This is a genomic window from Parvibaculum indicum, from assembly GCF_011762095.1.
GTDB lineage: Bacteria > Pseudomonadota > Alphaproteobacteria > Parvibaculales > Parvibaculaceae > Parvibaculum > Parvibaculum indicum.
In genome coordinates this window covers 87,899-111,427 of sequence record NZ_JAASQO010000007.1, presented here as the reverse complement: position 1 = coordinate 111,427, position 23,529 = coordinate 87,899, and the positions used below count along the sequence as shown (strand labels likewise).

Sequence of the window (23,529 nt, the reverse complement as noted above, 5' to 3'; positions counted from 1 at the left end):
GGGCCCACTCGCCACTCCTATTAGGCGCACCGCCAATGGGTCCCGGCCACCTTCGCATGCAAGGAGGGCCGGGATGACACCGTTGAGGTGTGATAGGTTCCGCCCATGAGCGACGCCGCCGATAGACAGCAAAAACCCACGCCGATGGATCTCGCGCTTGCCGAAGCGCGGGCGGCGGAGGGGCGTGGCGAGGTGCCGATCGGGGCGGTGATCCTGTCGCCCGCGGGCGAGCCGATCGCCAGGGCCGGGAACCGGACGCTGGAGCTGAAGGACCCGACGGCGCATGCGGAACTGCTGGCCATTCGCGCGGCCTGCGAACGGCTCGGCTCCGAACGGCTGACCGGCTGCGATCTCTATGTGACGCTGGAGCCCTGTCCTATGTGCGCCGCAGCAATTTCCTTCGCGCGCATTCGCCGCCTCTATTACGGCGCGGCGGACGAGAAGGGCGGCGGCGTCGATCACGGGCCGCGCATCTTTTCCCATCCGACCTGTCATCACCGGCCGGAGGTTTATGGCGGGATCGGCGAAAGTGACGCCGCCGCCATGTTGCGCGCCTTCTTCGCCGCGCGCCGCGCCTGAGCGCCGGGCGCGTTCGCCGGCAGCGGCGGAATACCTCACCCCCGATACGGCTTTATGCGTGATTTACGCCGGGACCTCCGTTAGAGTCCGGCCCATTCGCATTGCAATCGGGGCTCCGCACTCCACGGAGTTCCTCCAACACACAAAAAAGAAAGGGGAGCGATATGGATTTTGCTTATTCCGATAAAGTGAAAGAGCTTCAGGCCCGCCTGAACAAATTCATGGATGAGTACATCTATCCCAACGAAGCCACCTATCAGCAGCAGATGGACGAGTTCCGCGCGCAGGGCAATCCCTGGCAGGTGCCGCAGATTCTCGAAGACCTGAAGCCGAAGGCGCGCGAAGCCGGCCTGTGGAACCTGTTCCTGCCGGATTCCGAACGCGGCGGCGGGCTGACCAATCTGGAATATGCGACGCTGTGCGAGATCATGGGCCGCGTCGGCTGGTCGTCGGAAGTCTTCAACTGCTCCGCGCCCGACACCGGCAATATGGAAGTGATCGAGCGTTACGGCAACGAACGCCAGAAGAAGGAATATCTGGAGCCGCTGCTGAAGGGCGAGATGCGCTCCGCCTTCCTGATGACGGAGCCGGCGGTGGCGTCCTCCGATGCGACCAACATCTCCACCCGCATCGAGCGCGACGGCGACGAATATGTCATCAACGGCCGCAAATGGTGGTCGTCGGGGGTGGGCGACCCGCGCTGCAAGATCGCCATTCTGATGGGCAAGACCGACCCGGAAGCCGACACCTATCGTCAGCAGTCTCAGATTCTCGTGCCGCTCGACGCGCCGGGCATCAAGGTCGTCCGTATGCTGCCGGTCTTCGGCTATGACGACGCGCCGCATGGCCATGCGGAAGTGCTCCTCGAAAATGTGCGCGTGCCGGCGGAGAACCTGCTGCTCGGCGAAGGGCGCGGCTTCGAGATCAGCCAGGGGCGCCTTGGCCCGGGGCGCATCCATCACTGCATGCGCACCATCGGCGTGGCCGAGCGCGCGCTCGAAAAGATGTGCGAGCGCCTGCTGTCGCGCGAAGCCTTCGGCAAGACCATCGCGGATCATTCCGTGTGGGAACAGCGCGTGGCCGAAGCCCGCACCAACATCGAGATGGCGCGCCTTCTGACGCTGAAGGCCGCCTATATGATGGACACGGTGGGCAACAAGGTCGCCCGGACCGAGATCGCCATGATCAAGGTCGCCGCGCCGCGCATCGCGCTTCAGGTGATCGACGACGCCATCCAGGCCCATGGCGGCGGCGGCGTGACGACCGATTTCGGTCTCGCCAAGATGTATTCCGGCATTCGCACGCTGCGTCTGGCGGACGGCCCGGACGAGGTGCATAACCGCACCATCGCGCGGCTGGAATTCAAGAAGCACAAGGACAAGCTGCGCGCCGCCGCCGAGTGATCCGCGGATACGTGGTGAAAACGGTATGAGCGGAGCACGCTGATACGAACCGAATGGCCGGTGCCGGGGAACCGGGGCCGGCCATTTGCTTGTCCGGACGAAATATCTGAGAAGGCGCCTTCATATGCAGATGTACAACGCGCAATTGTCGCCCTATTCGGCCCGCTGCCGTATCGCCATTCAGGCCAAGGGGCTGGATGTGGAACTGCTGCCGATTTCCGACGATGCGGTGAAGGCCAGGCTCGCCGCGCTGACGCCGATGCACAAGGTGCCGACGCTGATCGACGGCGATCATGTGATCCCCGAATCCGACGTGATCTGCGAATATTTCGAGGAGAAGGGCGAGGGGCCGGCGCTTCTGCCCGCCGATCCCGCCGCGCGGGCGCAGGTCCGCCTGTTGGCGCGCATCGGCGAAATCTATGTGATGGAGCCGATGGGCGATCTCTTCGACCAGATCGACCCGCGCACCCGCGACAAGAACCTGGTGGCGCGCGCCATGGGCGAGGTCGTGGAAGGCATGGGCTGGCTCGACAGCTATCTGGACGGCTCGGCCTATGCGGTCGGCGCGGCGCTGAGCTTTGCCGATTGCGCGCTGGTGCCGATCCTCTTCTTCTTCGAGCGTCTGGGGCCGATGTTCGGCGAGGAAAAGCCGCTTCAGGCTTACCCCCGCGTGGCGAGCTATTACAAGGCGATGCATGACGACCCGCATTGCGGCCATGTGCTCGCCGAAATGGACGTCGCGCTGAAGCAGTTCATGGGGATCTGAGGGGGAGGGCTCAGCCTGCCTGCGCCTGAAGCGCCGCGTCCGCCTCCGTCTCGCGGTCGAGCGCGCAATAGGGCACGGCGGGCAAAGCGACCGTGACGCAGGTGCCGCGGCCGAGTTCGCTTTCGATTCCGAAACTGCCGCCATGCATGGTCGCGAGCGAGCGCACCAGCGCAAGGCCGAGCCCGGTGCCCTGCTGGGCGATGGAGGCATTGCCCGAAATCTGCTCGAAGGGCCGGCCCAGCCGGGCGATCTGGCTTTCGGGAATGCCCGGGCCGGTATCGCTCACCGTCAATATGTAGCCTTCGTCCTTCTCCGCGATGCCGACCGAAATGACGCCGCCGGGCGGGGTGAATTTCACGGCATTGGAAAGAAGGTTGAGGAGGATCTGCTTCACTGCGCGGATATCCGCGACGATGGGCAGGGGCCGCGGTCCCGGCACGACGAGGTCGAGCTTCTGACGGTTTTCATCTGCCCGGGCGCGTACCAGACGCAAGGTCGCCTCGGCGATCTGGCGCATGTCGCCTTCTTCCGGGTGCAGCTCGTATTTGCCCGCCTCGATTTTCGACATGTCGAGAATGTCGCTGATGAGATCGAGCAGGAGCTGGCCGCTCTCGTTGATGAGCTGGGCGTATTCCTTGTAGCGCTCGTGACCGAGCTCGCCGAACATCTGAAGGTTGAGGATCTCGGAAAAGCCGATAATGGCGTTGAGCGGCGTGCGGAGCTCGTGGCTCATATTGGCGAGGAAACGCGATTTGGTGCGGCTGGCGGTTTCCGCGCGCTCGCGCGCCTCCTTGAGTTCCGCCTCATAAGCCTTGCGCGCATTGATGTCGCGCGTGACGCCAATGATCTCCACCCGCTTGCCGTCCTCGTCGAGATTGCGCGTGGCGCGCATGGTGGTCTCGACCCAGATATATTCGCCATTGGCATGTTTGGCGCGGTACTCGAAGCGAACCATGTCGCGATTATGCTCGAGTTCCAGAAAGACCGGCCGCATCCACTGCATGTCGTCGGGATGGACCTGCTGCATGGCGAAGGGCGAGCCGATATAATTTTCCGCGGGGTAGCCGAAAAGCGACTGCACCGAGGGCGAGATGTATAGCACGGTGCCGTCCAGCGCATATTGCGCGACGACGTCGGAGGCTTCCTCCGTCAACAGACGATACCGCGCCTCGGACGCGCGCAGCGCCTCGTCGGCCTGGACCTCTTCCGTCACATCTTCCGCAAGGCCCACAAGCGCGCCGATTTCGTCATGCGCGTCCACCTCGGAATAGGCGTGGATCTTGATGTGGCGCCATGTGCCGTCGGAGACGCGGAAGCGGGTGACGCAATGGATCGGCGTATGGGTTTCGAAGGCGTCGATGAATTTCGACAGCAATTCGTCGCGGTCATGGGGATGGACGAGCTGCTCGTACCAGTCGCCGTTTTTCGGCATGCCGGAAACGGACCGCCCCAGAATGCGGGCCACGCCCGGCGACCAGCTCGGCGAGGGATTGCCCTTCACCCAGCGCCAATGGCCGAAGCGCGCCAGCTCCTCGGCCTCGCGCAGCAGGGAGGCCATTTCCTCCGATTCGGTGACGTCGCGCGAGATGCACAGGATGCCGCCGATCTCCGGATCGTCGATATGGTTCTGCGCCCGCGTTTCCATGACGCGCCACGACCCGTCCGCCGAGCGCAGGCGCGCGCGCGTGCGGACCGTTTCGCCCGGACAGCGCACGCAGCTTTGCAGGTCGTCGAACATCTGGCCGCGATCTTCGCGATGGACCATGTTGAAGATGCTCCGCCCGACCGCCCCTTCCGCCGGGAAGCCGAACGCGCCGGACGCGGCCGGGCTCAGATAGCGGATGGTCCCGTCGGGCAGGATGATGGAGAAGATGTCGGAGGCGTTTTCGATCAGGGCGCGGAAAAGCGGCGCGGAAGGCCGCACGGCCGCGCGCAGGGGCGCAGGCGTGGGCGCGGCGGCATCTGCCGCCACTGCCGCCGGGCGCTCCGTTTCCTCGGTGAGGGCGCCTGTTTCCGGCGCCTTCGAGGGGTGCATACGCGACCTCCGAAATGGACTGGTCCACGCCGCCCGGGCGGACGGCGTTTCGTTCATTCCGGAGAGATTAGGCGCGATTCTTTAAGAACATCTTGTTGGCGGGGCAAAAAGCCCGCGCCGTTAAGCCTGTCTTAAGCATGATTGGGAGCGTCAGTCCGACTGCGCGATCTCCCATGCCCTGTCGGCCAGATGGCGGCAGGCATCGCCCATGGTGCGGGCGCGCTCCGAACTCGCATTGCCGTCCAGCCCGCGCTTGTAGACGCCCTGGCTGATCGAGGCGAGGCGGAACATGGAAAAGGCGAGGTAGAAATTCAGATCCTCGATGCCGTCGCGGCCCGCCTGGCGGCAGTAATCGGCGACATATTCTTCCACCGTCGGAATGCCCGGCGTGGCGCCCCGGTCGATGGGCGCGGCGGTCGCGGAGACGGCCATCAGATCGAACATGCAGGTATAGGCCACATCGGCCAGCGGATGCCCGATGGTGCAAAGCTCCCAGTCCAGAATGGCGATCATGCGCGGCTCGGTCGGATGGAACATGACATTGCCGAGACGATAGTCGCCATGCGCGATGGTGACGGAGGGCTCGTCGGGAATATGCGCCGGCAGCCAGTCGATGAGCTTTTCCATGGAGGGAATGTCGTCGGTCTGCGCGCCGCGATACTGCTTGATCCAGCGCCCGATCTGCCGCTCGAAATAATTGCCGGGCTTGCCGAAATCGGAAAGACCCACCGCCTCGTAATCCACCGCATGAAGTTTCGCGAGGTTCTCGGCGAGATTGGCATAGACCGCGCGGCGCTCTTCTTCGGTGGAGCCGGGCATGGTCTGGTCGGCGAAGACGCGGCCTTCCAGATACTCCATCACATAGAAGGCGGTGCCGATGACCTCGTCGTCCTCGCACAGCGCATACATATGCGGCACCGGCACGTCGGTATCTTCGAGCGCCTTCATGACGCGGTATTCGCGGTCTACCTGATGCGCGGAGGCGAGCAGCTTTCCGGGCGGCTTCTTGCGCATCACATAGCGCTTGCCGCCACTCGTCAGCAGGAAGGTGGGGTTGGACTGGCCGCCCTCGAACTGGCGGACTTCGAGCGTGCCGGAAAAGCCCTCGACATGTTCGCGGCACCAGTCTTCGAGGCGCTTGACGTCGAAACGATGCGCCTCGCGCACCTCGGTGATTTCAGGCTGGGCCTGGCCCTGTTCTGCGGCGCTCATGGACGCTCTCTCCCTTGAATTTCTTGTTGGGAGAGGTTTAACACGGAAAGGCCCACCTCCGGAAAGGCGGGCCTTGAACTTTGGTTGCGATCGTCATGGCGAGCGCCCCGAAATGCCTCGGGGGAATGCGCGGCTGCTTCGAGACGCGGCGTCGCCGCTCCTCAGCATGAGGGTATCGCTATACGGGCCTCATCCTGAGGAGGCCTGAAAGGCCGTCTCGAAGGACGGCGTCATTTCGAGGGCTTACGCTGCGTCCTTGCTGGGCTCGAAGCCTTCGCCGATGGAGCCGTCGACACGGCGGCGGCGGGCATTGTGCTTGAGCTCGCCCGGCTTGTCGTCGCTGTCGGGGCGCGAGGTCGCCATGCGGATGACGTCGAAATAGCTGTCCTTGATCTCCATGCGCTCGCCGAACCCGTTGGCGAAGAGATAGGCCTGCGCCTTGGGCAGGTTGTAGCAGGGCACCCACATCATCAGGTGATGCTCGACGTGATAGTTCACCCAATAGGGGGCGAGGACGGCGCGCATGAAGAGATTGGCGCGCGTCGTGCGGGCGTAACGGAACGGGTCGTTATCGTCCACCATGGCGTGTTCCGCGATATTGCGGATGCGCGTGATGAGCTGGTGCCAGGTGAGCAGCGGCAAGACCCAGAGCGTGACGAAATACCAGGGATGCCCGGCCGCCCAGAGAATGGCGAAAAGCACGGCATTGGTGAGCGCGGATTTGCCCAGCTTCTCGTTGAAGTTCGCGAGGCGCTGCGACAGCGGCCAGTCCGACGGGCCGATGGCGTTCAGGAATTGCGCCTTGCGCTGCTGATAGCCGGTCTGGCCGGTGAGGTCGCGAACGACCTTGCGGCGGAAGCTCTTCTTCGTGATGGGGAAGGGCGCCGACAGGATGAGGTCGGGGTCTTCCTTCTGCTGCGTATTGGCGTGATGCTTCAGATGGTAGCGGCGATAGGCGCCCGTTTCGGCCAGCATCGGATAGGCGCAGAACCACTGGCTCAGGAACATGTTGAGCGTCTGGTTCTTGGTCAGAATGCCATGCGCGCCGTCATGCATGAGGATGGCGAGGCCGAGCTGGCGGCCGCCGATCAGCACCACCGCGGCGATGAAGGTGAGCGGGTTCGGAAACCAGGCGAACAACGCCATGGACAGGAAGATGACGCCCCAGGCATGGACGACGAGCCATGTGCCGCGCAGGTCGGAGCGCTCGCGCACCACGGCCAGTTGCTGGGGGGACAAAAGTTCGCCGGCGCTGACCATACGGGCACTCATGATGCGATCCTCCGCTCTTCGGTTTTCTCGTTCTTTTGCGCTGCCGTCCCGGGCGCGGCGTGAACCGCGGCCATGCAGAAGGCGACGATATCGTCCAGCACGCGCGCGCCGGACTGGTCTTCGATTTCATGCGATTCAGGGGCGAGCGGGCCGATCAGCGCCGTCGGGATGGCGCCCGCGATGCAGGCCGCCGCGATCTGCGTATTGATCGGCGGGATGTCGCCCGCCTCGATGGCGTCGTCGAGAATGCCCGCGAAAACCTGCGCATGGGTCCGGCGGAACCTTGTGCGGTCTTCCGACAGGCCTACATCGACCGGCTCGGCCAGCAGCGCATAGGCGAGACGCCGGCCCTGAATGGCGCGGCCCGCGAAGGTGCGCAGCACGGATTCGAGCCGCTCCATGGCAGGCGCATCCTCTGAAGCGATATTCGCAAGGATGTTCATTTCGCGGGTCGAGACCTCACGGAACACCTGCCGGCAGAGATCCTCCTTGGAGGGGAAATAGCGGTAAAGCGTGCCCGTGGCGACGCCCGCGCGGCGCGCGACCTCGCTCATCTGGGCGGCGCTGAATCCGCCTTCAGCCACGATCTCGCGGGCGGAGTTGAGAATGCGCCGCCGATTGTCGGCGAGGCGGGCGGAGACTTTCCCTGTCCGGCGATAGGCCAATGCGAACCTCTGCAAGCGTTAAGTGAATTGCCGTTCAGGAGGGAATGAACCATGGTTCAGGTTCGGGGTCAATGACGATGAGCCGTTCCGGGAAGCCCTCTCCCTTGACGGGGGAGGGTTGGGAGGGGGGGCGACAGACGATAGCGCTGCGATGGTCTGCGCCGCCGCGGGCCCCCCACCCGGAATGCGTTGCATTCCGACCTCCCCCGCAAGGGGGGAGGTGAGGACGACATCCGTCCCGGGCGACAGCCCCAGAACAAAAACCCCGGCCTTCCTTCGCACATGCAAAAGAAGGAACCGGGGTTCATGAAAGCTGCTTCGGCAGCGTCGGCAAGGCGCGGCACGTCAGTCGGCGGCGTGCCTGAAGAGGGCGAAGGTGCCCTGGTCGAACGCCTCGCGCTCTGCCTCCCGCGCGGCCATTTCGGCGGCTACGGGCCCGGATGCGGCCTCGACGGGCTCGATCCAGAAGGGAACGCCGGCGAAAAGTCCGGCCACCGAAGCGGCGGCATCAAGCCATTCCCTGAACATGTTGATCTCCATTCGATAGCAGCGGCCCCAAAAGCGGAACCGCCATTCATGCTGCGACGCAACATATATGGGAATTGCCGGTAGTGATGCAAGCGGAAAACACTGCGGCATATTGGCCGCAGGTGGGCATTCGTCCAATCCCGGTGTCATCCCGGCGAAAGCCGGGACCCATTGGCGGCTACGGCAGGTGGGTCAGACGAGTGGGTCCCGGCTTTCGCCGGGATGACGCCTTGGGGAGGGGGCGCCGCCGTGGGTGAGGACGCTCAGGCCGGGGTGAGGGTCACCTCGGTGCGGTTGGAGAGGCTGACGGTGAGTTTTGCCTCGCCCCTGTCGTCGGCCCGGAGGGTATCGATGCTTGCGCCGATAACGCGGTTCCTTTCAGATCGAGCATCATGTGATGACCGGGTGCGCAACACCGAGAGCGTGAAAGTGCTGCACGGCAAGGCGAAGGAAATCGGCGACTGGTTCCGGAACAGTCCGCAGGAAGAAGCAGTAGGCGACGATCCGGATGACAGGACACAAAATGGCGACTGAAACGCCTGCCGAGAGAGCGTTCGCGAACGCTATCGCGTCGATCAAGGAGGATACCCTCTTTCCCGACAAGGTATTTGCCGGGGATTGGGACGATTATCTCTTCTTTGAATCGCTTGCATTGTTCGGATCCGAGTTCATCGACGCAAAAAATCTCCTTCTGAGAGACGAGGATGCAAGCGCGATTGCGGTGATCAATCTCGGATGCACGCCTGTCGTGCGCGGCCGAAGCGTTGAGAGCACCTTCCTTGAAGAAGGAACGCAGCGGTCCGACTTCTTTGCCGCATTGGAGGAAATCGGGTCTTCGGACGAAATGATGTTTGTCCTGGCTCGCTATGTCGCCGCCTCCGACAAGGGGAACTGGGCGTTCTATTGCGAGCAGGACACCGATATTGCCGTGCTTGCGCTTGGGGAAGCCGTTTCCACCGATACGAGGAAGCGGCTCAAGGAAGTGTTGAAAGCGATTCCGATCGGTTGTGCGCCGGGCGATCGTCGCGAGCCGTATTTCGACTTCGAGGATATGCTTCCCGAGTTTCGATCCGCGTTGGTGGCGGCATATGGCGGAGCGGATCCGGGCCGGAACACTCTCCGAAATTACGACAGAACATCAATGGCGCGGCGGGGACATTTTCGCGGCTGGCGGCGCCTCCTTCGCATGGGGCGCTGGATTGCCGGGTCTCCGCCCGGCAATGACAAATAGAGATGTGCCGGCGGCCAAAACGACAGCCCGGCCTCCGCCGGGGCGGGTGGATCCCGGGATGGCAGCCTTTTTTTGTTTTCCGATGAGGCCAAAAACGCAGGTGTCGTCCCGGCACTTGTTGCCGGGACCCATTGGCGGCCGCGGCAGGTGGGTCAGGCGAATGGATCCCGGCTTTCGCCGGGATGACACCTTGGGTGGGGGATCAATGGCGGTGGCACCCGCAGGGCAGGCGGGGGGTGCCTGTCCTGCGGGGTTCATAGGGCCGATGACGCTCAGGCCGGGGTGAGGGTGACCTCGGTGCGGCCGGAGAGGCTGAGGGTGAGTTTCGCTTCGCCTTTCTCGTCCGCCTGAAGCGTCTCGGTGCTTGCGCCGGTGACGCGGTAGCTGCCGCCGGGCTTGAGGCGGCTGAAGCCGAGGTCGGCTTCCACCGGCCCGTTGCCGGGATGGAGCACCAGTTCCAGATCCTCGCCATGGCTGTAGGCGCGGGCGACCAGCACCGCCGGATAGGCGGCCTCCGACAGGAGCGGGCCGGTCTTCGTTTCGGCCATCGGGCCGTCGACGAAGGAACGGCGGAAATCGCCCGTCTTCATGATGCGGCCCATGGCGACATTGGCGTTGGCGATGTTGGAGCCGGTGGCATAGCTGCGCACGCCGCCTTCCATGGTGAGGCCGCATTGCCGGTCGAGGCTGTTCTGCGCGGCCTGCGCGATACGCTCGTCGCCGAATTCGCGCGCCGCCACGAGAAGCCCGCCAAAGGCCGCCACGAAACCGGGGCGGTAATTGCCCGGATCGAGCCCCTTGCCCGGCAGGTGGATCTCCTCGCTGCCATCCGCATTCGTCACGATGGCCGGTTCGATCTCCTTGCGCGCAATGGCCCAGAGGCGTCGCGCGCGGGCGGGCGCGAAGATGTCGGCGAAATGCGAATAGCCCGCCTCGCCCACGGGGAAGGGAAACTCGATCCCCGTATGCTTGGAGCGCAGCCCGATGATGGAGCCCGAGGGATCGGTGAATTCCGTGTCGAGCTTTTCGAGCCACATGGGCAGATAGCGCTGCTGGTAGTCCGACTGCGTGACATTGTCGTGCACGGCGAGCGCGCTCATGCCGTAATGATTGCAGATCGGATAGATCCAGTTCGGCTCGCAGGGGAAGAGGCCGAAGCTCTTCGCGTAGCGGTCGTAATTGGAGGTGACGGAGCCCACGATGGTGTTGAAGTCGTGAGGGTAGGCCGTCTTCTCGTTCAGCCGGAAGGTGAGGCTGCCGGGCTCTTCATAGCGGCGGTCGCCGCTGTTCAGCATGTACTGGCCGACATGCATGCCGAACCAGCCGGTGAGCATGATGTTGTCCTTCGCGGCCGGGTCGAAATTCGTGAAGTTGAGATGGCCCCAGCAGGATTCGTAAACCCAGTAGCCCCAGACCTTCCGCTTCAGATATTTCTCGATGAGATTGCGCTGGGCGGTGCCGAGATAGCCGGTGAAGTTGGGCGTATAGGCGCCCTGCACGATGCCGAGCGCGAAGCCCATATGATTGATCTGGTAGCGCAGCGCGGCGGGCTGGAACTGGTCGATGATGTTGAAGCCGTTCCACGCATCGAGCGGTTGCAGCGCGCGGTCGAGGAGATAGCGCACGGACTGGAGCTGCTCGCCGCTGAGTTCGCGCGTGCGCGGATCGGGCTGCGTGCTGGCGACCATCTCTTCCACTTCCGCCAGCGAGGCGGGGAGGAAGGCGTCGCGGCTTTTGCGCGTTTCCTCCTGCGCGACGCGGCGGGTCTTCGCGCGGCGGTCGACGAAGACGGCGCCCGCGACCAGCAGCGCGGCCACGAAGGCGGGCGCGGCGATCGAGGCGGGCCCCGCCATCATGCCGCCCGCGACAAGCGCGGCGCCGAGCCAGACCGTGACCGGCGCGACGACCATGCCGGCCCAGAACCAGGCGACGACGGACAGGGCGAAAAGCGCCAGGGTGAGCGGGAAAAGCAGCATGGCCCAGCCGCCCACGGCGATGAAGCCCGCGCCCGGCGCCCAGAGGCCGAGCCCCGCCCCCTGCCAGAAGGGCGAGAAACCGAGCAGGAAGGGCATAAGGCCCGCGACCCACATCGCGCCATAAATGAGGAGCGTGCGCATGAGGCGGCGATTGGTGACGGGGCCGCGCGGCTCGCCCGTGCGGGCGCGCGGCATGGTCAGAATATCGTTGTCGAGAAGGCTCATGAAAAATCTCCCTGTCGGGCCCGCTTGAATACGGGACTTATTTTGAGGAGGCCTCCGCCGGCCGCAGGCCGAGGCTGCGGCAGAGCGGGGCATGAAGCGCATCGAAGCGCGCGAAAAGCTCGGCGGCGGTCGATGAGGGGGCCGACGATGACGAAGCCTGCGAAGACGAAGCGGGGGAAAAGGGGATGCCTGAAAACGCGGAGGCGGTGGCCGCCGCGCCGCCCGCCAGCGTCAGTTCGAGCGCCAGGGCGAGAACGAGCCCACGGCGCGAGAAAAATGACGTAGGCGTCGTTTTGGAAACGGAGGCGGTCTCACCCGGACGCCATGCCGACCCCGCATCGGGCGCGCCGGCCATGGCGAGGCGGCCGCCGAACGGCATGAAGGACAGCAGTTTCCGGACCGGCCAGACGATCTGGCTGACAAGAAAGACGGCGAAAGCGCAGCAGGGCATGGCGACTCGTCCTCCTCCCGATGGATGTCGCGTCGTCCGTGCAGGACAGTCTAGAAGCGAAAAAGGCGCCGCGTCGATTCATATTGGGTTTGTCGGCGGGCGGCGCGGGCTGTAAACCACTTGTCCGCGCCGCCCGGGCGAGAGCGTTCCGCTGCGGCAGGAAATTCGGTCCCGTGCCGTGCCGCTGCGTGAAGCGGTACGCGAAAAAAATCGCGCCATCATGACTTCTTCACCCGACGAAACGGCCCAACCCACGCTCGGCGAACTCGCGCGCAATCGCGACCTCGTCTTCTATCTGTCCGGCCGTTTCGCCTCGACGCTGGCCATGCTGATCCAGTCGGTGGCGGTGGGCTGGCATATTTACGACCTGACGGGCAGCGCGCTGGCGCTGGGGTTCGTGGGGCTGGCGCAGTTCCTGCCCATGGTGGCGCTGACGCTGCCCGCGGGCGACATTGCCGACCGGGTGGACCGCCGCCTCATCATCGGCGCGGCGACGCTGACCGAAGCGGCAAGCGCGGGCGCGCTGATCTGGCTCACGGTCGCGGATGCGACGACGCCCGGCTATTTCTATGCCGTGCTCGTCGTCTTCGGCTGCGCGCGCGCCGTCATGGCGCCCGCCGCGCGGTCTTTCGTGCCGATGCTGGTGAGCGCGCGGCAACTGCCCCGCGCCATCGCCATCAGCTCGTCGACCTTTCAGGTGGCGGTGATCGCCGGTCCGGCGCTGGGCGGCGCGATCTATATTTTCGGGCCGGAAGCGGCCTATGGAAGCTGCGCGGCGCTTTTCGGGCTGTCCTGCCTCACCTTCTCGCTGATCCGCAAACCGCAGGCGGCGGAGGAGCCGCAAGGCCCGGCCATCAGCGGGGTCGAGCGCGTCATGGCGGGGATCGCCTTCATGCGACGGACGCCCATCGTGCTGGGCGCGATCTCGCTCGATCTTTTCGCCGTGCTGCTGGGCGGCGCGGTGGCGCTCCTGCCGGTCTTTGCGAAAGACATTCTGCATGTCGGGCCGGAAGGGCTGGGGCTTATGCGCTCGGGCCCGGCCATCGGCGCGCTTCTGGTGAATTTCCTCATCATCTGGAAACCGCCTTCGCGCCATACCGGGCTCTGGATGTTCGGCTGCATCGCGCTTTTCGGCGTGGCGACCATCGTCTTCGGCCTCTCCACGAACTTCCTGCTGTCGCTGGGCGCGCTGGTGGCGATGGGCGGGGCGGACATGGTGAGCGTCTATGTGCGCTCCACCATCATTCCGCTGGCCACCCCGCGCGTGATGCTGGGCCGGGTGAGCGCGGTGGAAATGCTCTTCATCGGCGGCTCGAACGAGCTGGGCGAATTCGAAAGCGGCGTGACGGCGGCCTGGTTCGGCACCGTGCCCGCCGTCATCATCGGCGGGCTCGGCACGCTGGGCGTGGTGGGCCTGTGGATGTGGCTCTTCCCGGAGCTGCGCAAGGTGGACCGGCTGGAAGATGTGAAGCCGCCGGAGAAGTAGAAACGTCACCAAAAGCTCAGGTGTCATCCCGGGGCAACGACTTTCTTTCGGTTTCCGCAGAAAACACAAAGAAAGCCGTCATTGCGAGCGTCAGCGAAGCAATCCAGCGCGATACGGCAAAGCATGGATTGCGTCGTCGCTTCGTTCCTCGCAATGACGCTGAAATTCAAATCAACGGAAATTCGGCCCGTGGACCCATGTCACCAGCGAATGGCGCGTGCCGGTCGTCACCGGCGTCACGCGGTGGAGCGCGTAGGAGGGGAAGAGGATCGCCATGCCGCGCGTGCGGGGCATCGCCTCGATCCGGCCGGTCGCATTGATTTCCAGATCGCCGCCTTCGTAAGTTTCCGGCTGCGAAAGCTGCACCACGACGGAGAGCTTGCGGAAGCGGGAAAAGCCGTTGCCGCCGCGGTCCGAATGCCAGTCGTAATGACCGAGCGCATCCGCCCGGTAGCGGGTGAGCTGCAAGGCCTCGTCGAAGCCGCCCAGTGCGAAATCGAAAATGTCGCGATTGGCGTCGGCGACGAGTTTCATCATCCGGTCGAGCACCCATAGGTCGGCGCGGTCGGCATCGAGCCAGACGAGATCGGCGCGGCGGATGTCGGGCGCGGAGACCTCGCCGACGAGCCCGCCGTCTTCCAGCCCGCGCGTCTCGAAGCGCGCGATGAGCCGTTCGCATTCCTCCGCCGAGAGAATGCCGGGCAGCGTGACGTAATTGGGCGCGAGACGGTTGCCGTAACCGGCCTGCAAATGGCCGGGAAGGAGATCGGGACGCATGGGCGTGACATCCAAAGGCGGCCCCTGCCGCCAAGGCTTCCGATATGGGGGGCAAAGGGCGGTTTTGGCAAGAGGGAAGGGGGGAGCAGGCGCCGACCCCCAACCAGCAGTGTCATACCGGCGAAAGCCGGGATCCAATCCACGTTTCCCCGAATTGCAACGTGAGTGGATCCCGGGAACAAGTCCCGGGATGACAGCCTTCTTTGTGTTTTCGGGAGAAACCGAAAGGCACAGGTGTCGTCCCGGCACTCGTTGCCGGGACCCATTGGCGGCTGCGGCAAGCGGCTAATGCGAGTGGGTCCCGGCTTTCGCCGGGATGACAGCTGAGAAAAATCAGAGGTGCTTGCTCATATGCGCCGCTGTGCCGCCATTCAGGGCTTCTTCGCGGGTGACGACGTAACCGAGCGATGAATAGAGCCGGATGTTCTCGGCAAAGAGCTTGTTGGTGTAGAGCCGGATTTCGGCAAGGCCGGCGCCGGCCGCGAGCGTCTCGGCATGCGCCATCATCCGGCGGCCCAGACCGCGGCCCTGAAAATGGGGGGCGACGGCGACGTTCTCGATCAGCAGATGATCGGGCTTCGCGACCGTCTCGATGAGCGCCGCCAGTTCGCCATCCATATGAAGAAGGTCGAAACGATGATGTTGGATCGCGTCGTCATAATCGGCGGTCATGGGCAGGGGCTCGCGGCCCGTGACAGGCACCCATTTGGCATAGGCCGCGCGTGTGAGCACTTTGATTGCAGGCACATCGTCCGACGTGCCCTGCCGCAACTCTTCCATCGTCAGCCCGTCAGCGTGCCCGCGATAATCGCGGCCAGCACGATCAACCCGAAATCGCGGTTGGAGTGGAAGAGCGAGAGGCAGAGCTGGGGGTCTTCGGTGTCGAGGCGGAGGATCTGCTGCACGAGGTGGAGAACGCCGAGCGGCCAGAGGAGGTAGAAGCCCCAGCCGAGCCCGGCGGCGAGACCGGCGATGAGGATGCCAAGAGCGGCGAGCGCGTAGAAGAGCCACATCCAGAGCGCCGTCTCGCGGCCGAAGCGCAGCGCGGTGGACTTCACGCCGATCAGCGCATCGTCCTCCTTGTCCTGATGCGCATAGATGGTGTCGTAGCCGATGGTCCAGGCGATGCCCGCCGCATAGAGGATGACCGGCGCGCGCGCGAGACTGTCCGTCACCGCGGCCCAGCCCATCAGCGCGCCCCAGTTGAAGGTGAGGCCGAGCCAGGCCTGCGGCCAGTAGGTGATGCGCTTCATGAAGGGATAGGCGGCGATGAGCGCGAGCGAGGCGATACCGAGCCCGATGGCAAAGGGCGTGAGCAGCAGCAATATGCCGAGCCCGATGAGGCATTGAAGCGCGAGAAAGGCCCAGGCCATTTTGAGGCTCACCGCGCCGGATGGGATGGGCCGCGAGCGCGTGCGCGCGACCTGCGCATCGAAATCGCGGTCGACGATGTCGTTATAGGTGCAGCCCGCGCCGCGCATGACGAGCGCGCCGATAGCGAAGAGGAACATCAGCCAGAGATTGGGAAAGGTGCCGGCGGCCAGCGCGATGGACCACCAGCAGGGAATGAGCAGCAGCCATGTGCCGATGGGCCGGTCTGCGCGGGCAAGCCTGAGATAGGGCCGCGTGAAGGCGGGCGCATAGGCGTCCACCCAGTTTTCCGGCGCGGCGTCGGCGACTCGATCTGGCGTCATGTGCTCATTGGTCATGGGTCGATGTGTAATACAGCGGCGGGCATTTCGCCATTGAGAAGCGCAGGCAGATGCGTGCGGAGCGAGGTGGGGAAAACCGTTTCCGGACTTTCCAGAAGCGCGGCGGGCGCCCACCATTTCATGGTCAGGATCGCCTCGCGCTCGCTGTCCTCGAATCCGTGATGGGAAAGCTCGGTGGTGAAGGCTTGCGCCATGAAGAAGGTTTCCTGCAACAACCGCTTCTCGCCATGCACGGTCAGCACATGCTCCGTATACCAGACGGGCGGACCGAGCCTTGCCGTGGTCCCGTCGAGGCCGGTTTCCTCGCGGAGCTCGCGCCGGGCGGCCTCTTCCAGTGTCTCGCCCTCATCGACCGCGCCGCCCACCGTGACCCAGTAAGGCTCGCGGAGGACATGGCCCTCCGCCCCGCCGACATTCGGGTCATGCATGCGCACGAGAAGGAGGCGGCCGTCCGGCGAGAAGGGCAGGAGGCGGGCGGTGGGCCTTTTCCGGATTTCGCTCATGACCTCCCTCTTATCCTGATCTTTCGTCCGTGCGACACTCGCCGCTTACGATTCATCAGGCAAGCCTTCATGCAGGACGATAAAGACAGCCCCCCGCAACATGCCCCGGCGCATTGTGCCACCGGAAAGACGCGCCTTTATGTCGACGAGGCGTTGGCCGGGGGCGCGTCGCTGACGCTCGGCAAGGACCAGTCTCACTATCTCGTGAATGTGATGCGCATGGGCGAGGGCGCGCGTGTGGCTCTCTTCAACGGGCGCGACGGCGAATGGTCGGCGGTAATCGAAACGGCATCGAAGAAGGCGGTGACGCTGGCGGTGGAGACGCAGACAAGGCCGCATGAGCCGCTGCCCGATATCTGGCTCCTTTTCGCGCCGGTGAAAAAGGCGCGGCTCGACTTCATCGCGCAAAAGGCGACGGAAATGGGCGCGAGCGTCATCCAGCCCGTGCAGACGCGGCGCACCATCGTCTCCCGCGTGAAGGACGAGCGGTTGCAGGCCAATGTGGTGGAGGCGGCGGAGCAATGCGGCCTCGTGGCGGTGCCGGAAGCGCGCGAAATGGAAAAACTCGATTCGCTTATCCAGCGTTGGGACGAGATCGCGCCGGGACGGCATATCCTTTTCTGCGACGAGAGCGAGGAACCGGGCGGCGCGCGGGGCGTGCTGGAACGGCTCGAAAAAGAAGGGCTCAGGGGCAGGCCGCTGGCGGTGGTGATCGGCCCGGAAGGCGGCTTCGCGCCGGAAGAGCGCGAGATGCTGCATGCGCGAAAAGACACGACCGCGCTCTCGCTCGGCCCCCGCATCATGCGGGCCGATACCGCGGCCATCGCGGCGCTTGCCGTGACGGGGCTCATTCTGGGCGATTGGTGAGGAGCATCAGGGGCTTGCCTCAACGCCCATCCGCTCCTACATCTTGGCGAATTGAAAGACCGGATCACTTCTGGGGCCTCTGACTCGGGAAGCGCCGGCCGCTAAAGCCGAGTATGGCTGAAAGTCCGGGAAGGGGCCTATCCATGAGTATCCTGGTTGCAGGGCCTGAGCCCATTTCCAGCCGCGACGACCTGATCTGGGCGCTGGAGCGCGGCAACAAGCCGAAAGCGGACTGGCGCATCGGCACCGAGCACGAGAAATTTCCCTTCCGCCTGAAAGACCATTCGCCCGTCGCCTATGACGGCGAACACGGCATCCGCGCGATTCTCGAAGGCATGCGGCGTTTCGGCTGGAAGCCCATCGAGGAAGACGGCTATCTGATCGGGCTGGAAGGCGAGGGGATGGGCAATATCTCGCTGGAGCCCGGCGGCCAGTTCGAGCTGTCCGGCGCGCCGCTGGAAAACCTGCACCAGACCTGTTCGGAAGTGCATGACCATCTGGCGCAGGTGAAGGAAGTCGCCGCCGAACACGATATCGGCTTTCTCGGCCTCGGCTTCACGCCCAACTGGCGGCGCGACGAGATCCCCGTCATGCCCAAGGGCCGCTACAAGATCATGACCGAGTACATGAAGAAGGTCGGGACCATGGGCCTCGACATGATGTACCGGTCCTGCACGGTGCAGGTGAACCTGGACTTCTCGTCCGAGGCCGACATGGCGCAGAAGCTGCGCGTGGGCGTGGCGCTGCAGCCGTTGGCGACGGCGCTATTCGCAAATTCTCCGTTCACGGAAGGAAAGCCCAACGGCTATCTCTCCTATCGCTCCCATGTCTGGACCGATACGGATAATGAGCGCGCCGGCATGGTGCCCTTCATCTTCGAGGAGGGGTTCGGCTTCGAGCGCTGGGTCGATTATGCGCTTGATGTGCCGATGTATTTCGTCTTCCGCGACGGGAAATATATCGACGTGACGGGGCAATCCTTCCGCGACTTCCTGAAAGGCGAGCTGCCGGGCCTCAAGGGCGAATTGCCGACGCGGGGCGACTGGAACAACCACCTGACGACGATCTTCCCCGAGGCGCGCATCAAGAACTATATGGAGATGCGCGGCGCGGATGGCGGACCCTGGAGCCGTATCTGCGCGCTGCCCGCGCTCTGGGTCGGGCTTCTCTACGATCAGAACTCGCTCGACGCGGCCTGGGACCTGGTGAAGGACTGGACGGACGAGGAACGCCAGACGCTGCGCAACGAGGTGCCACGCACCGGCCTCAACACGCCCTTCCGGGGCGGGACGCTGGGCGATGTGGCCAAGCAGGTGCTGAACATTTCCCGCGCCGGGCTGACCGCGCGGGCGCAGGGCGACGGCGCGGGCGCGGACGAGACGATCTTCCTTTCGACGCTGGAAGACATCGTGCACATGAACCGCACGCCCGCGGAAGAACTGCTCGCGCTTTATAACGGGCGCTGGAACGGCTCGGTGGAGCCGGTTTTCGACGAGTTCGCGTTTTAGGATTTAGAGAATGCTGTCACCCCGGGCTTCGTCCCGGGGTCCAGGGGCCGCAAGCACTGAGTCTGTTGCCCCTGGATCCCGGCACAAGGCCGGGATGACAAGTATGGGTTGGCGCAACAGGGAAGGGGAGCCCATGTTCAGTCACGTCACCATCGGGGCGGATGAGCCGCAAGCGCTCGAAGCTTTCTACGACGCGGTGCTGGCAACGCTTGGCATCGAGCCCTTCTTCAAGATGGACGGCACGCTGAGCTATGGCACGGCGACGGGGCCGAAGGTCTTTATCCTGAAACCGTTCAACGGCGAGGCCCATGTGCCGGGCAATGGCGGGCATGTCGCCTTTCTGGCGCCGGACCGCGCGGCGGTGGATGCGTTCCACGCGGCGGCGCTGGCGAATGGCGGCAGCGACGAGGGCGCGCCGGGGCTCCGGGCCTATTGCCACCCGAACTATTACGGCGCTTATGTGCGCGATCCCGTCGGCAACAAAATCCAGGCGGTCTGCCACAGCTCGAAAGGGTGAGGGGGAGGTATTCCGTCTACGGATGGGGTGCTTGCATCGCCTCTGGCAAAACCTCATCCTGAGGAGGGGTGTAAGGCCCGTCTCGAAGGATGGCGATGGGGCCGGGCCTCGCCCTTCGAGACGCGGCGTTGCCGCTCCTCAGGGTGAGGAGCAATTGCAGGATTGCGGGGAAGGCCAATGGGTCCCGGCAACGAGTGCCGGGACGACACTGAGTTCTTTGGTTTCTAAAAACACAACAAAGGCCGTCATCCCGGCGGAAGCAGGGCATCGGTGTCAAAACCCTCCCCCTTGACGGGGGAGGGCTGGGAGGGGGTGGCGCGCCGGATATAGGCGTTGCGATGCATGGCAAGGCTGCATCCCCCCACCCGGAATGCGTTCCGCATTCCGACCTCCCCCTCAAGGGGGGAGGTGAAGAAGGTGGCATCGGCCGTCTTGAACCTTACGCCGCCTGCGCCGTGCCGCCGACGGTGAGGCCGTTCACCAGCAGCGTCGGCTGGCCGACGCCGACGGGGACGCCCTGGCCGCCCTTGCCGCAAGTGCCGATGCCGGGGTCGAGTTTCATGTCGTTGCCGATCATGGAGACGCGGGTCAGCACGTCCGGGCCGTTGCCGATGAGGGTCGCGCCCTTCACCGGCGCGCCGATCCTGCCGTTCTCGATCATGTAGGCTTCGGTGCAGGTGAAAACGAATTTGCCGGAGGTGATGTCCACCTGGCCGCCGCCGAAGGAGACGGCGTAAAGGCCCTTCTTCACCGAAGCGAGGATTTCGCCCGGGTCCTTGTCGCCCGAGAGCATGTAGGTGTTGGTCATGCGCGGCATGGGCTGATGCGCGTAAGACTCGCGCCGTCCGTTGCCGGTAGCCGCCATGCCCATCAGGCGGGCGTTCAGACGGTCCTGCATATAACCTTTCAGAATGCCGTCCTCGATGAGGACCGTGCGCGAGGTGGGCGTGCCTTCATCGTCCACGGTCAGCGAGCCGCGCCGGTCGGCCAGCGTGCCGTCATCGACGACGGTGATGCCGGGCGCGGCGACGCGCTCACCCAAGAGCCCTGCAAAGGCGGAGGTCTTCTTGCGGTTGAAATCGCCCTCGAGCCCGTGGCCGATCGCTTCATGCAGCAGGATGCCGGGCCAGCCCGGGCCGAGCACCACATCCATCTCGCCCGCGGGCGCGGCGACGCTGTCCAGATTGACGAGCGCCTGACGCAGCGCCTCGTCCACCTGCGACTGCCACTGGTCGGGCGCGATGAAGATGTCGTAGCCCATGCGGCCGCCGACGCCATAGGAGCCCGTCTCCTGCCGCTCGCCTTCGCCGACCGTGACCGAAACATTGAGGCGGACGAGGGGACGGATGTCGCGCACCACGGCGCCGTCCGCGCGGATGATCTCCACCGCCTGCCACTCGCCGGCAAGCGAAGCGGAGACCTGCTGCACGCGCGGGTCCTTGCCGCGGGCATAGGAATCGATTTCGGAAAGGAGTTTCACCTTCTCCTCGAAGCTCTGCGCGCCGAGCGGGTTGTCGTCGGAATAGAGATGCGTGTTGGTGCGCGCCGGGCCCTCGGCGAGCGTGAAGCTGCCGCCCTGCTTCACCGCCTGCACGGCATCGCTTGCGCGCTTCAGCGCGTCTTCGGAGAGTTCGGAGGCATGGGCATAGCCGGTCGATTCGCCCGCCACGCAGCGCAGGCCGAAGCCCTGCTGCGTGTCGAAATTCGCCGTCTTGAGGCGGCCGTCGTCGAAGCCGAGCGCCTCCGACTGGCGGAATTCGAGATAAAGCTCGCCATCGTCCGAATTATGCAGCGCCTCGCCGACCTGCGCTTCGACGCGGGAACGGTCGAGGCCGGTCTGGCTGAAAAAGAGGTCGTCGGGTTCGGTGGTCATGATGCTCTGCTTTCGGGGGCGGATTGATGGTGTGCGTGTGAGCCAGCATGCTTCGAGACGCGGCTTTGCCGCTCCTCAGCATGAGGGTTCGGGTTTAGATCGGCCTCATCCTGAGGAGGGCCGTAAGGCCCGTCTCGAAGGATGCTCCGCAACAACGACATTACGGCGTTTTCTGGCCTTCCAGCCAGTCTTCCACCGGCACCAGCCGGCGGGGCAGGGCGGAGAGGTCGCAAGGGACCGTCTGGCCGCCGCAGGAATAGAGCGGATACTGCACGACGCGCAGCTTCTCCAGATCGACGAGAAAGACGCCGTTGATTCGCCCGAACCACTGGTCCCACTCGTTGAACCCCCAGTTTTCCCAGCCCCGGGGCGGGGCGTCGGTCACGTCGCCGACCATATCGGGATGGGCGGCGCAGAACCCCACGACGCAGCGGCCCGGATCGCGCGGGTCGAGCCAGGGCGCGGCCTCCGCGATGAGCTCGGGCGCGGCGGCGCCGTTGCGGGGCAGGTGGAGGCCCGCGGAAATCCGCCGTCCGTGGTGGAAATGAATCAGGGATTCGTCGCGCATGACTGGCCTTTCGGGCTGCGAATGCATCCGGTTTTCAACGGATTGAATGTAATGCCTGACGGCGCCCGCGGCCAGTGCGCAACGCAGGCGCGCGCGGCAAAACCCTTTAATTATTAGGGGTTTCCGGTTTGGCAATGCGGCGAATTAACATGGAGCTTGTGGCAAAACGTCGCAAAGGCTTGCCGGGCATCTGGCGGCCTGCGCGCGCGGGACTATACTCCTGCGCCAAGGGAGGTTACGGCAGCGCCGGTCGCGTTTCGTCCGAAGGGATCGCGCCCGCTGCCCTCCGCGAATGAGGGGCAATCGCCGCTCTCGGGCCGTTTCAATCGCCGGAAGATCGCTCTGGGCGCTTGCGATGGCGCAAGGTTTATGGTTTCTGACGCCCAAGATGCGCCTGGAATACCGGGCGACGGGGGTAAGCGACATTGAAGCGGTACGAGGCGGGCCTGAGGCCGCCCCATCGCGGCGCCCCCGAGGCAAGTCGCTGGACTGGAGTGGAAATGCTGGGGAAAAGCATGCGGTTTCTGATCGGTTTCGCGCTCGTGGCACTGTTTTTGGCCACCGGGCACTTCGACGGCTTTATCGGGGCGGCCATGGCCAACCCGGTGGATGGCGGTATCGCCCTGCAGCCCTCCGTGACGACGGTCGCGGACGACATCCACATCTTTCACAACGATATTCTTCTTCCCATCATCACCCTGATCGTCGTCTTCGTGGCGGTCCTGATGGCGATCGTGGCGGTGCGCTTCAATCGCCGCTCCAATCCGACGCCGTCCAAGACCTCGCACAACACGCTGCTCGAGGTCGCCTGGACGGTGATCCCGGTGCTGATCCTGGTGGTGATCGCCATTCCCTCCTTCCGTCTCCTCTACAAGGAAGTGGTCATCCCGCCGTCGGACCTCACGGTGAAGGCGATCGGGCATCAGTGGAACTGGTCCTACGAATATCCCGACGAGGGCATCGATATCCTGAGCATCATGAAGGACGATGCGGATCTGAAGCCGGGCGAGCCGCGCCTCTTCGCCGCCGACGAGCCGATGGTCGTTCCGGTGAACACCACGGTGCGCGTGATCGTGACGTCTTCCGACGTGATCCATTCCTTCGCGGTGCCCGCCTTCGGCGTGAAAGTGGATGCCATTCCCGGCCGTCTCAACGAGACCTGGTTCCGGGTGGAGAAGACCGGCATGTATTACGGCCAGTGCTCGGAGCTTTGCGGCACCAATCACGCTTTCATGCCGATCAATATCAAGGTCGTCTCCCAGGACGACTACAAGGCCTGGGTGGCACAGCAGACGGCTTCCGCCGACACCGACGACAAGGTGAAGCTGGCCGACGCAGGCGCGGCGACCGCCGTCCGTTAAGGCCGGAAACCGCT

The 23,529-nt window shown here is 64.6% G+C and carries 23 protein-coding genes; 10 read left to right on the top strand and 13 right to left on the bottom strand.

All coding sequences use genetic code 11. The annotated features are described in order from the left end of the window. Nucleotides 1-144: 144 nt before the first annotated feature. From FHS78_RS10330 to FHS78_RS10320, 3 genes are all read left to right on the top strand, one after another. Nucleotides 145-579, top strand: coding sequence for a nucleoside deaminase (locus FHS78_RS10330; protein ID WP_167094121.1), 435 nt, complete (start codon nt 145-147; stop codon nt 577-579). Nucleotides 580-743: 164 nt separating this feature from the next. Continuing rightward, the gene (locus FHS78_RS10325) at nt 744-1,982 is read left to right on the top strand and encodes an acyl-CoA dehydrogenase family protein (protein WP_167093890.1); all 1,239 of its coding nucleotides are present in this window, start codon (nt 744-746) and stop codon (nt 1,980-1,982) included. Nucleotides 1,983-2,106: 124 nt separating this feature from the next. Next, nucleotides 2,107-2,748, top strand: coding sequence for a glutathione S-transferase family protein (locus tag FHS78_RS10320; RefSeq protein ID WP_167093888.1), 642 nt, complete (start codon nt 2,107-2,109; stop codon nt 2,746-2,748). Between the two features lie 10 nt (nt 2,749-2,758). On the opposite strand, the gene FHS78_RS10315 is transcribed toward FHS78_RS10320, so the two are convergent. The 5 genes from FHS78_RS10315 to FHS78_RS10295 form a co-directional block, all read right to left on the bottom strand. Next, on the bottom strand, nt 2,759-4,783 hold the full coding sequence (locus FHS78_RS10315; protein ID WP_167093886.1) for a PAS domain-containing sensor histidine kinase: 2,025 nt from the start codon (nt 4,781-4,783) through the stop codon (nt 2,759-2,761). Between the two features lie 150 nt (nt 4,784-4,933). After that, on the bottom strand, nt 4,934-5,995 hold the full coding sequence (locus FHS78_RS10310; RefSeq protein WP_167093884.1) for a phosphotransferase: 1,062 nt from the start codon (nt 5,993-5,995) through the stop codon (nt 4,934-4,936). 243 nt (nt 5,996-6,238) lie between these two features. Continuing rightward, nucleotides 6,239-7,267: a fatty acid desaturase family protein gene (locus tag FHS78_RS10305; RefSeq protein WP_167093882.1), complete on the bottom strand. Its 1,029-nt coding sequence runs from the start codon at nt 7,265-7,267 to the stop codon at nt 6,239-6,241. Then, complete coding sequence (locus FHS78_RS10300) at nt 7,264-7,932, bottom strand: TetR/AcrR family transcriptional regulator (RefSeq protein ID WP_167093880.1); 669 nt, start codon at nt 7,930-7,932, stop codon at nt 7,264-7,266. Before FHS78_RS10300 ends, FHS78_RS10305 begins: the two co-directional genes overlap by 4 nt. Nucleotides 7,933-8,277: 345 nt before the next feature. After that, nucleotides 8,278-8,460 carry a hypothetical protein gene (locus FHS78_RS10295; protein ID WP_167093878.1) on the bottom strand — a complete coding sequence of 61 codons (183 nt, stop codon included), beginning with the start codon at nt 8,458-8,460 and terminating at the stop codon, nt 8,278-8,280. A 405-nt stretch (nt 8,461-8,865) separates the two neighbouring features. On the opposite strand from FHS78_RS10295, the gene FHS78_RS19600 reads away from it, so the two are divergent. Both FHS78_RS19600 and FHS78_RS10290 read left to right on the top strand, forming a co-directional pair. Next, nucleotides 8,866-8,994, top strand: a complete 129-nt coding sequence (locus FHS78_RS19600; protein WP_281356633.1) for a hypothetical protein — start codon at nt 8,866-8,868, stop codon at nt 8,992-8,994. Then, nucleotides 8,984-9,691 carry a hypothetical protein gene (locus tag FHS78_RS10290; protein ID WP_167093876.1) on the top strand — a complete coding sequence of 236 codons (708 nt, stop codon included), beginning with the start codon at nt 8,984-8,986 and terminating at the stop codon, nt 9,689-9,691. The genes FHS78_RS19600 and FHS78_RS10290 overlap by 11 nt, the downstream gene beginning before the upstream one ends. A gap of 272 nt (nt 9,692-9,963) precedes the next feature. Here the strand turns inward: FHS78_RS10290 and FHS78_RS10285 are convergent, their stop codons facing one another. Together FHS78_RS10285 and FHS78_RS10280 are read right to left on the bottom strand one after the other, a co-directional pair. Next, on the bottom strand, nt 9,964-11,892 hold the full coding sequence (locus tag FHS78_RS10285; RefSeq protein ID WP_167093874.1) for a linalool dehydratase/isomerase domain-containing protein: 1,929 nt from the start codon (nt 11,890-11,892) through the stop codon (nt 9,964-9,966). A 37-nt stretch (nt 11,893-11,929) separates the two neighbouring features. Then, nucleotides 11,930-12,343, bottom strand: coding sequence for a hypothetical protein (locus FHS78_RS10280; RefSeq protein ID WP_167093872.1), 414 nt, complete (start codon nt 12,341-12,343; stop codon nt 11,930-11,932). A gap of 220 nt (nt 12,344-12,563) precedes the next feature. Here FHS78_RS10280 and FHS78_RS10275 point away from each other — a divergent pair, with 220 nt between their 5' ends. After that, nucleotides 12,564-13,829 carry an MFS transporter gene (locus FHS78_RS10275; protein WP_167093870.1) on the top strand — a complete coding sequence of 422 codons (1,266 nt, stop codon included), beginning with the start codon at nt 12,564-12,566 and terminating at the stop codon, nt 13,827-13,829. A gap of 171 nt (nt 13,830-14,000) precedes the next feature. Here FHS78_RS10275 and FHS78_RS10270 read toward each other — a convergent pair whose 3' ends face one another. The 4 genes from FHS78_RS10270 to FHS78_RS10255 form a co-directional block, all read right to left on the bottom strand. Continuing rightward, entirely contained in the window at nt 14,001-14,606 is a 606-nt protein-coding gene (locus FHS78_RS10270) for a prolyl hydroxylase family protein (protein ID WP_167093869.1), read from the bottom strand. A 333-nt stretch (nt 14,607-14,939) separates the two neighbouring features. Beyond that, nucleotides 14,940-15,386 (bottom strand): GNAT family N-acetyltransferase, encoded by a 447-nt coding sequence (locus FHS78_RS10265; RefSeq protein ID WP_167093867.1) that lies wholly within the window; start codon nt 15,384-15,386, stop codon nt 14,940-14,942. Between the two features lie 2 nt (nt 15,387-15,388). Then, a complete protein-coding gene (gene ubiA / locus FHS78_RS10260) occupies nt 15,389-16,300 on the bottom strand; it encodes a 4-hydroxybenzoate octaprenyltransferase (RefSeq protein ID WP_167093865.1) in 912 nt (303 codons plus the stop codon). An 11-nt stretch (nt 16,301-16,311) separates the two neighbouring features. Beyond that, nucleotides 16,312-16,821, bottom strand: coding sequence for an NUDIX hydrolase (locus tag FHS78_RS10255; protein WP_167093863.1), 510 nt, complete (start codon nt 16,819-16,821; stop codon nt 16,312-16,314). Between the two features lie 69 nt (nt 16,822-16,890). Between FHS78_RS10255 and FHS78_RS10250 the strand changes: the two genes are divergently transcribed. From FHS78_RS10250 to FHS78_RS10240, 3 genes are all read left to right on the top strand, one after another. Then, entirely contained in the window at nt 16,891-17,688 is a 798-nt protein-coding gene (locus FHS78_RS10250; protein ID WP_167093860.1) for a 16S rRNA (uracil(1498)-N(3))-methyltransferase, read from the top strand. Between the two features lie 143 nt (nt 17,689-17,831). After that, on the top strand, nt 17,832-19,196 hold the full coding sequence (locus FHS78_RS10245; RefSeq protein ID WP_167093857.1) for a glutamate--cysteine ligase: 1,365 nt from the start codon (nt 17,832-17,834) through the stop codon (nt 19,194-19,196). Nucleotides 19,197-19,299: 103 nt separating this feature from the next. Continuing rightward, nucleotides 19,300-19,713, top strand: a complete 414-nt coding sequence (locus tag FHS78_RS10240; RefSeq protein ID WP_246220443.1) for a VOC family protein — start codon at nt 19,300-19,302, stop codon at nt 19,711-19,713. A gap of 439 nt (nt 19,714-20,152) precedes the next feature. Here FHS78_RS10240 and tldD read toward each other — a convergent pair whose 3' ends face one another. Together tldD and FHS78_RS10230 are read right to left on the bottom strand one after the other, a co-directional pair. Further along, nucleotides 20,153-21,586 carry a metalloprotease TldD gene (gene tldD, locus FHS78_RS10235; RefSeq protein ID WP_167093855.1) on the bottom strand — a complete coding sequence of 478 codons (1,434 nt, stop codon included), beginning with the start codon at nt 21,584-21,586 and terminating at the stop codon, nt 20,153-20,155. 160 nt (nt 21,587-21,746) lie between these two features. Further along, on the bottom strand, nt 21,747-22,154 hold the full coding sequence (locus FHS78_RS10230) for a hypothetical protein (RefSeq protein ID WP_167093844.1): 408 nt from the start codon (nt 22,152-22,154) through the stop codon (nt 21,747-21,749). A gap of 500 nt (nt 22,155-22,654) precedes the next feature. Here FHS78_RS10230 and coxB point away from each other — a divergent pair, with 500 nt between their 5' ends. Further along, nucleotides 22,655-23,515, top strand: coding sequence for a cytochrome c oxidase subunit II (coxB, locus tag FHS78_RS10225; RefSeq protein ID WP_246220442.1), 861 nt, complete (start codon nt 22,655-22,657; stop codon nt 23,513-23,515). Nucleotides 23,516-23,529 lie beyond the last annotated feature (14 nt).